General features: G+C 71.2%; 9 protein-coding genes. 6 read left to right on the plus strand and 3 right to left on the minus strand.

Features of this window, described 5'->3' with window-relative positions; all coding sequences use genetic code 11:
• The first annotated feature begins 16 nt into the window (after positions 1–16).
• The 3 genes from AVW09_RS04980 to AVW09_RS04990 are packed head-to-tail and all read left to right on the plus strand — an operon-like array spanning position 17 to position 6,000.
• Positions 17–3,424: a pyruvate carboxylase gene (locus AVW09_RS04980; protein WP_063256963.1), complete on the plus strand. Its 3,408-nt coding sequence runs from the start codon at positions 17–19 to the stop codon at positions 3,422–3,424.
• A 48-nt stretch (positions 3,425–3,472) separates the two neighbouring features.
• Complete coding sequence (locus AVW09_RS04985; RefSeq protein WP_231901774.1) at positions 3,473–5,512, plus strand: MinD/ParA family ATP-binding protein; 2,040 nt, start codon at positions 3,473–3,475, stop codon at positions 5,510–5,512.
• Positions 5,509–6,000, plus strand: a complete 492-nt coding sequence (locus AVW09_RS04990) for a peptide deformylase (RefSeq protein WP_063256964.1) — start codon at positions 5,509–5,511, stop codon at positions 5,998–6,000. The genes AVW09_RS04985 and AVW09_RS04990 overlap by 4 nt, the downstream gene beginning before the upstream one ends.
• Before the next feature lie 78 nt (positions 6,001–6,078).
• Here AVW09_RS04990 and AVW09_RS04995 read toward each other — a convergent pair whose 3' ends face one another.
• Positions 6,079–7,905, minus strand: a complete 1,827-nt coding sequence (locus AVW09_RS04995; RefSeq protein WP_063256965.1) for an AMP-dependent synthetase/ligase — start codon at positions 7,903–7,905, stop codon at positions 6,079–6,081.
• Between the two features lie 169 nt (positions 7,906–8,074).
• On the opposite strand from AVW09_RS04995, the gene AVW09_RS05000 reads away from it, so the two are divergent.
• The 3 genes from AVW09_RS05000 to AVW09_RS05010 are packed head-to-tail and all read left to right on the plus strand — an operon-like array spanning position 8,075 to position 11,073.
• Positions 8,075–9,010: an ROK family glucokinase gene (locus AVW09_RS05000; RefSeq protein ID WP_063256966.1), complete on the plus strand. Its 936-nt coding sequence runs from the start codon at positions 8,075–8,077 to the stop codon at positions 9,008–9,010.
• 2 nt (positions 9,011–9,012) lie between these two features.
• Positions 9,013–9,726, plus strand: coding sequence for a lysophospholipid acyltransferase family protein (locus AVW09_RS05005; protein WP_063256967.1), 714 nt, complete (start codon positions 9,013–9,015; stop codon positions 9,724–9,726).
• A gap of 9 nt (positions 9,727–9,735) precedes the next feature.
• Positions 9,736–11,073, plus strand: a complete 1,338-nt coding sequence (locus AVW09_RS05010; RefSeq protein ID WP_063256968.1) for a class II 3-deoxy-7-phosphoheptulonate synthase — start codon at positions 9,736–9,738, stop codon at positions 11,071–11,073.
• A gap of 49 nt (positions 11,074–11,122) precedes the next feature.
• Here AVW09_RS05010 and pknB read toward each other — a convergent pair whose 3' ends face one another.
• On the minus strand, positions 11,123–13,069 hold the full coding sequence (gene pknB, locus AVW09_RS05015) for a Stk1 family PASTA domain-containing Ser/Thr kinase (RefSeq protein ID WP_063256969.1): 1,947 nt from the start codon (positions 13,067–13,069) through the stop codon (positions 11,123–11,125).
• A 54-nt stretch (positions 13,070–13,123) separates the two neighbouring features.
• Positions 13,124–14,101: a LysM peptidoglycan-binding domain-containing protein gene (locus AVW09_RS05020; RefSeq protein WP_063256970.1), complete on the minus strand. Its 978-nt coding sequence runs from the start codon at positions 14,099–14,101 to the stop codon at positions 13,124–13,126.
• Positions 14,102–14,160: the final 59 nt, after the last annotated feature.

A 14,160-nucleotide genomic window follows, 5' to 3' on the forward strand; every position in this document is an offset into this window, starting at 1 on the left:
TGACGTAAGGGTGCGCATGTTCTCGAAAATCCTGGTCGCCAATCGCGGAGAGATCGCCATTCGAGCGTTCCGCGCCGCCTACGAGGTGGGAGCCCGCACCGTCGCGGTGTACCCCTACGAGGACCGCGCGTCGCTCCACCGGCTGAAGGCCGACGAGGCGTACCAGATCGGCGAGCGCGGCCACCCCGTGCGCGCTTACCTCGACGTCGACGAGATCATCCGCGTCGCCCGGGAATGCGGAGCGGATGCCATCTACCCCGGCTACGGCTTCCTCTCGGAGAACCCCGAACTGGCGGAGAAGGCCGCGGCGAACGGCATCGCCTTCATCGGACCGCCCGCCGAGGTGCTGTCGATGGCCGGTAACAAGGTCACCGCGAAGGAGCACGCGATCGCAGCCGGAGTGCCGGTGCTGCGCTCGACCGCGGCATCCGACGATGTCGACGCGCTCGTCGCGCAGGCCGAAGACATCGGCTTCCCGCTGTTCGCCAAGGCGGTCGCCGGCGGCGGCGGGCGCGGGATGCGCCGCGTCGAGTCGATCGGCGAGCTCGCCCCGGCGCTGGCCGAGGCGATGCGCGAAGCGCAGAGCGCGTTCGGCGACCCGCGGATGTTCCTCGAGCAGGCCGTGCAGCGCCCGCGTCACGTCGAGGTGCAGATCTTGGCGGATGCCACGGGCGAGACGGTCCACCTGTTCGAGCGCGACTGCTCGGTGCAGCGGCGCCATCAGAAAGTCATCGAGATCGCTCCGGCGCCGAACCTCGACGAAGCGGTGCGGGCGGACCTGCACCGCTACGCCGTCGCGTTCGCCCGGTCGATCGGTTATCAGAACGCTGGAACCGTCGAGTTCCTGCTCGAGACCGCGGGTCCCCGCGCGGGCGAGGTCGTCTTCATCGAGATGAACCCCCGCATCCAGGTCGAGCACACCGTCACCGAGGAGGTCACGGACGTCGACCTGGTCCAGTCGCAGATGCGGATCGCCGCGGGACAGACCCTCGCCGACCTGCAGCTCACGCAGGGCGACATCCGGTTGCGCGGCGCGGCGCTGCAGTGCCGCATCACGACCGAGGACCCGACGCAGGGCTTCCGCCCCGACACCGGCAAGATCACGACCTACCGCTCGCCCGGTGGGGCCGGCATCCGCCTCGACGGCGGCACGACCGCCGCGGGGTCGCAGATCAGCCCGCACTTCGACTCGATGCTCGCAAAGCTCACCTGCCGCGGTCGCGACTTCGGTGCCGCGGTCGCCCGCGCCCGTCGTGCCCTCGCCGAGTTCCGCATCCGCGGCGTCTCGACCAACATCCCCTTCCTGCAGGCGGTGCTCGACGACCCGGCCTTCGTCGCGGGCGATCTCAGCACCTCGTTCATCGACGAGCGACCCGAGCTGCTGCGCGGGCGCGAGTCGAAGGACCGCGGCACGAAGATCCTGTCGTGGCTCGTCGACACCACGGTCAACCGGCCGAACGGTGACAACCCGCTCTCGGTCGACCCCGGCAGCAAGCTCCCCGCCGTCGACCTCGCGGCCCCCGCGCCTGCGGGGTCGCGGCAACGGCTGCAGGAGCTCGGCCCGGCCGGCTTCGCGCGGGCCCTGCGTGAGCAGACGGCCCTCGCCGTCACCGAGACGACGTTCCGCGACGCCCACCAGTCGCTGTTGGCGACCCGCGTCCGCACGCGCGACCTCGCCCGCGTCGCACCGTACGTCGCGCGACTGACGCCCGAGCTCCTCTCCGTCGAGGCCTGGGGCGGTGCGACGTACGACGTCGCGCTCCGCTTCCTCGGCGAGGACCCCTGGGAACGCCTCGACGTGCTGCGGCAGGCGCTGCCGAACGTGGCGATCCAGATGCTCCTGCGCGGCCGCAACACCGTCGGATACACCCCGTACCCGACGGAGGTGACGGACGCCTTCGTCGCCGAGGCCGCGGCATCCGGGATCGACATCTTCCGGATCTTCGACGCGCTCAACGACGTGTCGCAGATGCGGCCCGCGATCGACGCGGTGCTCGCGACCGGGACCGCGGTCGCCGAGGTCGCGGTCTGCTACACCGGCGACCTGCTCGACCCCCGCGAAGACCTCTACACGCTCGACTACTACCTGCGCCTCGCCGAGCAGATCGTCGGGGCCGGCGCGCACATCCTCGCCGTGAAGGACATGGCGGGGCTCCTGCGTCCCGCGGCGGCGGCGCGCCTGGTCGCGGCGCTCCGCGAGCGGTTCGACCTCCCCGTGCACGTCCACACGCACGACACCGCGGGGGGCCAGCTCGCGACGCTCCTCGCGGCCTCGGCGGCCGGAGCGGATGCCGTCGACGCCGCCGCAGCTCCCATGTCGGGCACGACGAGCCAGCCGTCGCTGTCGGCCCTGGTCGCCGCGCTCGCGCACACCGACCGCGACACGGGGCTCGACCTCACCGCGGTCTCGGACCTCGAGCCCTACTGGGAAGCCGTCCGTCACCTGTACCGCCCGTTCGAGTCCGGGCTGTCGGGCCCCACCGGGCGCGTGTACCACCACGAGATCCCCGGCGGGCAGCTGTCGAACCTCCGGCAGCAGGCGATCGCTCTCGGCCTCGCCGACGACTTCGAGCTCATCGAGGACATGTACGCCGCGGCGAACCGCATCCTCGGGCGGGTTCCGAAGGTCACGCCGTCGTCCAAGGTCGTGGGCGACCTCGCCCTCCACCTCGCGGCGGTCAAGGCCGACCCCGACGACTTCGAGCGCAACCCGGAGAAGTACGACGTCCCCGACTCGGTGGTGTCGTTCATGGCGGGCGAACTCGGCGACCTGCCGGGCGGCTGGCCCGAGCCCTTCCGGTCGAAGGTGCTCGCCGGCCGCGACGTCAAGACGTCGGTCACGCCGCTCAGCGCCGACGACCTCGCGGCGCTCGACGGGGACTCCGGGACGCGGCGCGGACGGCTCAACGCCCTCCTGTTCCCGGCGCCCACGCGCACCTTCCTCGAAACCCGGGCCGCGTACGGCGACCTCAGCGCCCTCGACACCGCCGACTACCTCTACGGCCTGCGGGCGGGGGAGGAGCACACCGTCGAGATCGAGCGCGGCGTGCAGCTGTTCGTCGGCCTCGAAGCGATCGGCGACGCCGACGACAAGGGCATGCGCACCGTCATGACGACCCTCAACGGACAGTTGCGGCCGGTGTTCGTCCGCGACCGCTCGATCGACGTCGAGGCGCGGCAGGCCGAGAAGGCGGACACGTCGAAGCCGGGTCAGGTCGCTGCTCCCTTCTCCGGAGTCGTCACCCTGAAGGCCGCCGTCGGCGATCGCGTCGCGGCCGGTCAACCGGTGGCCTCCATCGAGGCCATGAAGATGGAGGCGGCGATCACGAGCCCCGTCGACGGCGTCGTCGAGCGGCTCACGGTCGGTGCCACGCAGCAGGTCGAGGCCGGAGACCTTTTGCTCGTGGTCCGTCCGGCGCAGTAGCCTGAAAGGGGGCGCTCTTTCGCGCCCCCTTTTCCTTTGGAGACTGCAGTGACCCCCGACCGCACCGACGAGAACCCCGACGACGGCGCCGAACACGGTGTCCTCGACGACAGCGGCTCGCTCGACACGTCCAGCATCCACATCCTCGGCGGACATATCGCACAGGTCAGCGTCGACCTCCCGGTGTCCGACGAAGACGACGTCGACGATGACGTCATCGAGGACGAGATGCCCGTCATCGACGCCGAATCCCGCGCCTTCGAGGTCGTCGGGATCGTGCATCTGCCGAATGCCGACGAGCCCCCGCTCCTCACCCACGTTCCCGACCCCGAGGTCGTCGAGGTGCCGACGGAGGAGTCCGAGCTCGTCCTCGAGCCGCACGACGACACCGACGCGTGGGACGCCGACGCCGAGGTGCACGAGGCCGAGCTCGAGCCCGAAGAGCCCGAAGAGGGCAACGAGCACGACCACGCGTCCGACGCGGATGCCGTGACCGAAGACGTGGATGCCGAGACCGACGGCGCCGACGACGACGCCGAGGCTGCGCCCGACGAGATGGTCCAGACCGCTGAGGTCGCCGACGTCGAGGTGGCGGACGTCGCGGAGGCCGAGGAGCCCGTGGTGGAACTCATCGCGGACGAGCCCGCGGCGGACGACGTCGAGACCCCGGACGACGATCCGGTGGATGCCGACGTCGAGCTCCCGGCATCCGAGGAATCGGAGGAGACGGCGCCCGAACCCGTCGCTGAGCCCGAGTCCTCGGCCGAGCCCGAGCCCGAGTCCGCGACCGAGCCCGAGCCCGCGGCCGAGCCCGAGTCCGCGGCCGAGCCCGAGCCCGCCGCCGTGGCCGCCGCTCAGCCCGAGCCGGCCGCCGAGCCTGAACCCGCCGCGTCCGTCGAGGGCGAGCCCGTGCCCGCGCCCGTCGAGGACGAGCCCGCGCCGACGACCGGGCCCGTGCCGCGCACCCGCGCCGAGCTCGCCGCGACCGGCGTGATCGGTACCGTGCCGCTCACGCGCCGCGAGGTGCACCAGGCCGACGAGGCCGCGCGCTCCGTGCGCGTCCACGCGAGCGAGCGCGTCCGCACTCCGGGGAGCGACGTGACCCTGGCATCCAAGCGTCTCGGCGAGATCGACGACTCCCGGGAGAGCCCCGACCTCCTCACCGCCGACCGTCTGCTCGACCCGCGCCAGATCTCCCGCCCCGAGCCCGAGGGCCTGTGGCAGCAGCTGGTGTACTCGGTGTCGCGCCACCGGATCAACCTCGGCGACGGACGCCGCGCCCGCGCGCGCAAGGACCTCGACCGCCGGATCGCCGCCCCGCTGTCCGGTGAGGCGCGCTTCGTGCCCGTGCTGTCGCGCAAGGGCGGTGTCGGCAAGACCACCGTCACGGCGCTCCTCGGCATGGCCCTCGCCGATGCCCGGGACGACCGCGTCATCGCGGTCGACGCGAACCCCGACCGCGGCACGCTCGCCGATCGCGTGGGACGGCCCAACGGGCGCACCGTCCGCGATCTCGTGCGCGCGCACGACGACGTCGAGGGATACAGCGACGTGTCGTCGATCGTGGCCCGCGACACGACGCGGCTGGACGTGCTGGCATCCGACGCCGATCCGCGCGTCTCCGAGGCGTTCAGCGACGAGGACTACCGTCGTGTCGCCGACGTCGCCGCGCACTACTACTCGATCGTGCTCACCGACACTGGCACGGGGATCGTCCACTCGGTCATGGAGGCGACGCTCGAGCTCGCCGACTCTCTCGTGGTCGTCGCGGGACTCTCGGTGGACGAGGCGCGCCTCGCATCCGAGACCCTGACGTGGCTCGAGACCAACGGCTACGCCGACCGCGTCCGCAACGCCGTCGTCGTGCTCAACTCCGCTCGTCCCGGTGCGCCGCTGGTGCGCGAGAGCGAGCTCGAGGCGCACTTCCGCACGCGCGTCCGCGCCGTCATCCGGATGCCGTACGACGCCCACGTCGCCGCCGGCAGCGCGATCGCGTTCCGCGACCTGCAGCCCGGTACGCGCCTGGCCGCGCGCGAGCTCGCCGCGGCCGTCGTGGAGGGCCTGCGCGTTCCGGCGGCCGTGGCATGACGGTTCGTCCGATCCGCCTGTTCGGCGACCCCGTCCTGCGCGCCCCCAGCGCGCCCATCGAGGAGATCGACGACGGCATCCGCGCCCTCGTCCGCGATCTCGTCGACACCGTCGAGCCGCCCGGCCGCGCCGGCGTGGCCGCGCCGCAGATCGGCGTGGGGCTCCGCGCGTTCAGCTACAACATCGACGGCGACATCGGCTATGTGCTGAACCCGGTCCTCGTGGAGACGCGCGGCGAGCCCGAGCTCGTGGGCGAGGGATGCCTCTCGGTTCCGGGCCTCTGGCACGACGCGCTGCGCTACCCGTGGGCGAAGGTCGTCGGCATCGACCTCGACGGCAACGAGGTCGTGCTCGAGGGCGACGGCCTGCTCGCGCAGGCGCTGCAGCACGAGACCGATCACCTCGACGGCAAGCTCTACCTTTCGCGGCTGCCCGCGGAGACGCGCCGTGAGGCGATGCGGCAGATCCGCGAGAGCGACTGGTTCTGAGCGGCATCCCGTCCATGAGAACAGGCCCATCCACACGGATGGGCCTGTTCTCGTTTCAGCGCCTGTTCTCGCTGCCGGTCAGGGCAGCGACACGTTGGTGGTGTTGATCGGCACCGCGTAGATGTCCTCGATGGCGTCGGCGAAGTCGCTGACGATGACGTTGCGCTTGATGCTCATCTTCGGCGTCAGGTGCCCGCTCGCCTCGGTCCACTCGGTCGGGAGGATCGTGAACTTGCGGATGGATTCCGCCCGCGAGACGCGCGTGTTGGCGCGGTCGATCGCGCTCTGCACCTCCGCGCGCACCTTCTCGTTCGTCGCCGCCTCGGTGAGGGACATGTCGGCCGGCAGCCCGTTGTTCGCGAGCCACGTCGGCAGCATCTCGGGGTCAAGGGTCACGAGCGCCGAGATGAACGGCTTGTGGTCGCCGACGACGACGACCTGGCCGACGATCGGGTTGGCGCGGATGGGGTCCTCGAGCGCCGCGGGAGCGACGTTCTTGCCGCCGGCGGTGACGATGATCTCCTTCTTGCGCCCGGTGATGGAGAGGAACCCGTCGGAATCGAACGCGCCGATGTCGCCCGTCTTGAACCAGTCGCCGTCGAACGCTTCGGCCGTGGCCTCGGGGTTGCGCCAGTACTCGGAGAACACGTTGATGCCGCGCACCTGGATCTCGCCGTCGTCGGCGAGGCGCACGCTCACACCGGGCAACACGGGCCCGACGGTGCCGATCTTGGACTTCGTCGCGAGGTTCACCGTCGCAGGAGCTGTCGTCTCGGTGAGGCCGTAGCCCTCGAGGATCACGACGCCGAGGCTGCGGAAGAAGTGTCCGAGCCGGGGGCCGAGCGGAGCCGATCCCGACACCGCGTAGACGATGCGGCCGCCCATGGCCTCGCGGAGCTTGGAGTACACGAGCCGGTCGAACAGGGCGAACTTGATCTTGAGGAGGAGCGGGATCGGCTTCCCCTGCTGCTCGCGCTCGGAGTGCTCCACGGCGGCCGCGGCGGCGGCGCGGAAGATCCTGCCCTTGCCGCCGGCCTCGGCCTTCTGCTCGGCCGAGTTGTAGACCTTCTCGAACACCCGAGGGACGGCGAGGAGGAAGGTCGGCCGGAAGGACCCGAGCGCCGGGAGCAGCTGCTTGGTGTCGGGCTGGTGGCCGGTCTTCACGCCGGCGTGGACGTTCAGCAGCGAGATGAAGCGGGCGAAGACGTGCGCGGTCGTGATGAACAGCAGCGTGGACGCCCCCGGCGTCTCGACGACCTCGTGCAGCGCCTTGGCGGAGTTCCGGGCGAGTTCGACGAAGTTGCCGTGCGTCAGGACGCAGCCCTTGGGGCGGCCCGTCGACCCGGAGGTGTAGATGAGCGTGGCGATGTCGGAGCTGTTCGCGATCGCGCGGCGGCGGGCGATCTCGGCATCCTCGATCTCCTTCCCGCGGGACACGAGGGCGTCGAGGTCGCCGGCGTGCATGGCCCAGACGTCGCGCACGAGCGGGAGGTCGCTGCGCACCTCGTCGAGGCGCTGACCGTGCTCGGGCGACTCGACGAGCGCGGCGATCGCGCCGGAGTCGGAGATGATCCACGAGATCTGCGTGGGCGAGCTCGTCTCGTACACCGGCACCATCACCGCACCGGCATAGAACAGCGCGAAGTCGACGAGCGTCCAGTCGTAGGTGGTGCGGGCGATGAAGGCGACCTTCTCGCCGGGCTGGATGCCGGCGGCGACGAAGCCCTTCGCGAGAGCGATGACCTGCTGCTCGAAATCGCGCGCCGAGACCTCGCGCCACCCCGAGCCGTCGGGGACGGCGAAGAGGGCCCGGTCGGGCGTGGCGGCCACGCGCTCGGCGAGCAGATCGGAAACGTTCGCGGTCGGATCGGCGGGGACGACGGGGGCATGGTCGAACTGGATCACGGCAACTCCTTTGTGTACCGGAAAGAGCGTTCAGCGGTCCATCCACTCTAGAGCGTGTCTCGTCGGAGGTTCCGACCGCCCCGGGCGCGCCGGGCGGTCCGCGTCGTCACGCCCCGGTGGCTAGACTGCTGCGGGCCGAGCCGCGGGGCGGGCCGAGAAGGGGAGTGCGGTGCTCAACATCGGTATCGACATCGGCGGCACGAAGATCGCCGGTGGGGTGGTCGACGAGAACGGCGCGATCGTCGAGAAGCTCCGGGTGGACACCCCCATCGATCCCGTCGCCTTGGTGGATGCCGTCGTCGACATGGCCGAGCACCTCCGGCGTGGCCACGACGTCCACGCGATCGGCGTCGCCGCGGCCGGATTCATCAGCCGCGACCGCAGTACCGTCATCTACGCGGCCAACATCGACTGGCGCAACGAGCCCCTGCGCGCGCGGCTCGAGGGCCGGCTGAACACGCCGGTGACGATCGAGAACGACGCCAACGCCGCGGGGTGGGGCGAGTACCGCTTCGGCGCGGGACAGGGCGTGCACGACATGGTCATGCTGACGATGGGTACCGGCGTCGGCGGCGCCGTCGTCACCAACGGCGAGCTGTTCCGCGGCGGCCACGGCATCGGCGCCGAGCTCGGCCACCTGCGCTTCGTGCGCGGCGGTCACCCGTGCGGGTGCGGACAGAACGGATGCCTCGAGCAGTACGCCTCGGGACGCGCGCTGCAGCGCGAGGCCAACGCCATCGCCGACGAGGGCGGCATCGGAGCGGCCCTGGCCGCGGTGCGGGCCGAGAAGGGGGCGATCCCCGGCCCCGCCGTGTCGCGTCTCGTCCTCGCGGGCGATCCGGGAGCGGTCGAGGCCCTGCGCCGCGTGGCCACCGCCCTCGGTGAGGCGTGCGGCGGATTCCAGGCCGTGCTCGACCCCGAACTGTTCGTGATCGGCGGGGGAGTGGCGCAGCTCGGCGACGACCTCCTCGTCCCGGTGAAGCTCGCGTACGAGACCTCCCTTCCGGGGTACGGTGAACGTCCGGTGGCCGAGTTCACGATCGCGCGACTGGGCAACGACGCCGGTCTCATCGGGGTCGCCGACCTCGCGGGGATGGAGCGCTGACGATGTTCTACTGGCTCATGAAGTACGTGGTCATCGGACCGGTCATCAAGGCCGTGTTCCGCCCGTGGATCGTGGGCCGTCGCAACATCCCGCGCGAGGGCGCGGCGATCCTCGCCAGCAACCACCTGTCGTTCTCCGACTCGATCTTCCTGCCGCTCATGATCGACCGCCGCATGGCGTTCCTCGCCAAGAGCGACTACTTCACCGGCAAGGGCCTCAAGGGCTGGGCGACCCGCCTGTTCTTCACCGCCACCGGCCAGCTGCCGATCGACCGCTCCGGAGGCAAGGCGTCCGAGGCATCCCTCAACACCGGTCTCGGCGTGCTCGGGCGCGGCGAGCTGCTCGGCATCTACCCCGAGGGCACACGCAGCCCCGACGGAACGCTCTACCGCGGCCGCACGGGCATCGCGCGCATGGCGCTCGAGGCGCGCGTGCCGGTGATCCCCGTCGTGATGGTCGACACCGGGGCAGTCATGCCCATCGGCCAGCGGCTGCCGCGCGTCGGGCGCGTCGGGATCGTCATCGGCGAACCGCTCGACTTCTCCCGGTTCCAGGGCATGGAGGGCGACCGCTACATCCTCCGCTCGGTCACGGACGAGATCATGGTGGCGCTGCAGCGCCTCGGAGAACAGCGCTACGAGGACGTCTACGCGTCGACGGTGAAGGACCGGTTGGCCAGTGCCCGGGCGGCGAAGGCGCCCGCGGCCCGCCACTAGACTTCAGGGGTGAATCAGCAGCTCCACGACCTCGACCACTGGCGGACCCTGCCCATCAAGCAGCAGCCCCAGTGGTATGACGAGGCCGCTGTGGCCGCGGCATCCGCCGAATTGGCCACCCTCCCTCCGCTCGTCTTCGCGGGCGAGGTCGACATCCTCCGTGACCGGCTCGCTCGGGCCGCCGCGGGTCAGGCGTTCCTCCTCCAGGGCGGTGACTGCGCCGAGACGTTCGCCGGCGCGACCGCCGAGCAGATCCGCAACCGCATCAAGACGGTGCTCCAGATGGCGGTCGTCCTCACGTATGGCGCGTCCATGCCCGTCGTGAAGATGGGCCGCATGGCGGGGCAGTTCGCCAAGCCCCGTTCCAGCGACACCGAGACCCGCGGCGACGTGACGCTGCCGGCGTACCGCGGCGACATCGTCAACGGCTACGACTTCACCGAGGAGTCGCGCAAGGCCGACCCCGCGCGTCTGCTCAAGGGCTACCACACGGCCGCGTCGACCCTGAATCTCATCCGCGCCTTCACGCAGGGCGGGTTCGCCGACCTCCGCGAAGTGCACAGCTGGAACAAGGGCTTCGCGAGCAACCCGGCCAACCAGGCGTACGAGAGCATGGCGGCCGAGATCGACCGGGCCATCAAGTTCATGGAGGCCGCCGGAGCCGACTTCGACGAGCTGACGCGCGTGGAGTTCTACACCGGCCACGAGGGTCTGCTCATGGACTACGAGCGCCCGATGACCCGCATCGACTCGCGCACGGGCCTCGCGTACAACACGTCGTCCCACTTCCAGTGGATCGGCGAGCGCACGCGCGAGCTCGACGGCGCGCACGTCGACTACTTCTCCAAGATCCGCAACCCGATCGGTGTGAAGCTGGGCCCGACGACGACGCCCGAGACGGCGCTCGCCCTCATCGACAAGCTCGACCCCGAGCGCGAGCCCGGCCGCCTCACGTTCATCACGCGCATGGGCGCGGGCAAGATCCGTGACGCCCTGCCCCCGCTGCTGGAGGCCGTGCGCGCGTCGGGCGCGACGCCCCTGTGGGTCACCGACCCGATGCACGGCAACGGGATCACGACGCCGACGGGCTACAAGACGCGCCGCTTCGACGACGTCGTGGACGAGGTCCGCGGGTTCTTCGAGGCCCACCGCCAGGTCGGCACGCACCCGGGTGGCATCCACGTCGAACTGACCGGCGATGACGTGACCGAGTGCCTCGGCGGCTCCGAGATGATCGACGAGGCCACGCTCGCGACCCGCTACGAGAGCCTGTGCGACCCTCGTCTCAACCACCGTCAGAGCCTCGAACTGGCGTTCCTCGTCGCCGAGGAGCTCGAGAACCGCTGACCCGAATCGGAGGACGCCCCTGACCGCATGGTCGGGGGCGTCCTCGTTTCTAGAGGGTGGGGGTCAGCGTGACCGTGCTGCCCTGCGGCGCCGTGGTCCCGGCCTTGGGGTTGGTCGAGCGCACCTTGTAGATGTCCCAGTACTTGAAGCCGAGGGGGAGCGTGCCGTCGTCGATGCCGGCGTTCACATCGAACCCGAGGCCCTTCAACGTGGTGACCGCCTCGCGGATCGTCATGCCAACGACGTTCTCGGGGATGAGGACGGGTTTCGGCCCGATCGAGACGTTCATCGTGACGGTGTCGCCGGGGCGCCAGTTCCCGCCGCCCTCGCGGTCGTTGATCCCGATGACCGTGCCCGACGGGACGGAGTTGCTGTACTGCTCCGACGTCTGGGTCTTCAGCTGTACGTCGCTCATCGCCTTTTCGGCCTGCGCCTGCGTGAGTCCCGCGACCTCGGGGATCGGTCCGAGGGAGACGACGAGCGCGGCCGCGTCGCCCTCGTGCACGGTGCAGCCTTTCGTGCAGTCGATCGCGTCGCCGCCCGCGCGCGGGGTCACGGACGCTCCGAGCACGGTTCCCGCGCCCGCATCCGTGAACTCCTGCGTCGTCCCGGACACGCCGACGTAGACCGACTCCAGGATGCCGTTGACCTCCTCCGTGCTCTTGCCGGCGAGTTCGGGGAGGTCGTGCGACGCGGGTCCGATCGAAACGAAGACGGTGACGACCGTGCCCTTGTCCAGGCGCGTGTTCACCTCGGGGTCCGAGCCGACCGTCGTCCCCGCCGGGATCTCGCGGTCGTTGACCTCCTGCGGTGTGGAGGCGAGCTGCTGCTGGGTGAGCAGGGTCTCGGCATCCGCGTAGCTCATGCGTGAGACGTCGGGCACGGCGACGAGGGATCCCGGACCCGAGCCGAACCACCAGCCGACTCCCGACGCTCCCGCGGCGAGCAGCAGCACGAGCGCGAACAGCCAGATCCCGCGGGTCGTGCGTCGGCGCGTCCGCTGACGCAGACGTGTCGCGTTGTCGACGTCGTCGACGGGAGCGGCGGGGGCCACGGCCGTCTGCGGCAGCACCTTGGTGAGCTCGCGCGACTCGGACGCGCTCGCGGTGACCGTTCCGACCGAGACGGCGCGGGCGACCTGGGGGGCGAGCCCCAGCTCCTTCTCGATCTCGCGGAGCCGCGCGAGCATGGCGCCCGCGTCGAGCGGTCGCTCCGCGGGCTCCCGCTCGGTGGCCCACAGCACGAGCTCGTCGAGCTGCTCGGGGACGCCGGAGTTCTTCGCGCTCGGACGCGGTACGGAGTCGGTGGCGTGCTGGTAGGCGATCTGCATGGGCTGCTCGCCCTTGTACGGCTGCTCGCCCACGAGCATCTCGTAGAGCATGATGCCGAGCGAGTAGATGTCGCTGCGGGCGTCCGCGGTTCCCCGCGTCACGAGCTCGGGCGCGAGGTAGGCGATCGTGCCCATGAGCTGCGCGCCGCTCGCGGTGTTGGCGGTCGTCGCCCGGGCGAGGCCGAAGTCACCGATCTTGATGCGGCCGTCCTCGGCCAGGAGCACGTTCTCGGGCTTGACGTCGCGGTGCACGATGCCCGCCCGGTGCGCCGCGGCGAGCCCCGAGAGGATGGCATCCATGATCGTCAGGGTCTGGTCGACCGTGAGGCGCTTGTGCTCGCGCAGGAGTTCGCGCAGCGTGATGCCCGGCAGGTACTCCATGACGAGGTACGCCATGTCGCCGTCCTGGCCCTGGTCGAAGACGTTGACGACGTGCGGGTCCGACAGGCGCGCGGCCGACCGCGCCTCCTGGATGAACCGGCTCTGGAACACGGTGTCGTCGCTGAGGTGGCCGTGCATGACCTTGAGCGCGACCCGTCGCTCGAGACGCAGGTCGGTGGCGACGTACACGGTCGCCATGCCGCCGCGCGCGATGCGCGCACGGACCCGGTATCGACCGTCGACGAGACGGCCGATCAGCGGGTCGGCCTGCTGACTCGTGCTCACGGGTCGAGTCTACGGAGCGCCCCCTGTGAGCCCGGGGAGCGGCTCACCTTCGCATCACCCGAGAACGGACAGCCAGACGGATGCCGCGGACTCCCACTGCGCGTAGCGGTCGGGGTAGGCGGAGATCTGTACGGCCTGCGCGGCGTCGGCGTAGGCCATGCCCTCCCAGCCCGGGATGTCGAGGAGGCCGCGGGTGGCCGTGCCGTTCGGGTTCCCTGCACCGCCGTAGAACACGCGGGTCGCGCGCTCGGGGTCGAGGATCTGCTCGGGGCTGCCCCAGCCGCTGCTCGGCCGCTGCTGGAACAGGCCGAGCGAGTCGCGGTCGCCCCAGCCGAGGTTGCGCAGCCACGACTCCTGCATCGCCGTGCCGAGGGCGATCGCGATCCCGCGATCGGACACGCCCAGCTCGCGGCCGACGCGGATGATGAGACGAGCGTTGTCGGACTGCTCGGCGTCGAGCCCTGCAGCCGTCGCTGGTCCCGCGGATGCCACGTTCGCGGTGGACGCGGCCGCGTCGGGCGCCGGGACATCCAGCGTCTGACCCGGGTAGATGATCGACTCCCGGGTCAGGCCGTTGGCGGTCAGGACGGCGTCGACGGAGACGCCGCCCGCGGAAGCGATCGCGGAGACGGTGTCGCCGGGCTGCACCTCGTGGGTGCGGACGGCGGCGGGGGCGGGCGTCGGGGCCGCCTCGGCGGCGACGAGCGCGAGCACCTGGCCCGGACGGATGACGCTCCCGGCGTCGAGGCCGTTGGCCGCGAGCACGGCGGCGGTGTCGAGGTCGTGTGCGCGGGCGATCGCCCACACGGTGTCGCCGGGCTGCACCGTGTAGGTGGAGGCGGCGGGTGCGGCCGCGAGGACGGGGAGGCCGAGCGTCCGGGGCGCGGGCGGAACGGCGGCGAGCGCGGGTGAAGGCGGCGCGGCGTGCGCGGCGTTCTCACCCGACAGGGCGAGGGCGATCGTGCCGGCGACCGCGGCGGGCCAGACGGTGAGGGCGCGCGGGCGCGCGAGAGGAGCAGGGAGTCGTCGCATGGTGGGGGATTCCGTTCTTCCGACTGCCCGCCACGGTCGCACGGTGCGGGGCGGATGTC

It is taken from the genome of Microbacterium sp. T32 (assembly GCF_001619615.1).
Classification (GTDB): domain Bacteria; phylum Actinomycetota; class Actinomycetes; order Actinomycetales; family Microbacteriaceae; genus Microbacterium.

Coding starts and splice junctions, on each gene's coding strand:
- AVW09_RS04980 (WP_063256963.1), top strand. CDS start 17: ATGTTCTCGAAAATCCTGGTCGCCAATCGCGGAGAGATCGCCATTCGA.
- AVW09_RS04990 (WP_063256964.1), top strand. CDS start 5,509: ATGACGGTTCGTCCGATCCGCCTGTTCGGCGACCCCGTCCTGCGCGCC.
- AVW09_RS05005 (WP_063256967.1), top strand. CDS start 9,013: ATGTTCTACTGGCTCATGAAGTACGTGGTCATCGGACCGGTCATCAAG.
- AVW09_RS05020 (WP_063256970.1), bottom strand. CDS start 14,101: ATGCGACGACTCCCTGCTCCTCTCGCGCGCCCGCGCGCCCTCACCGTC.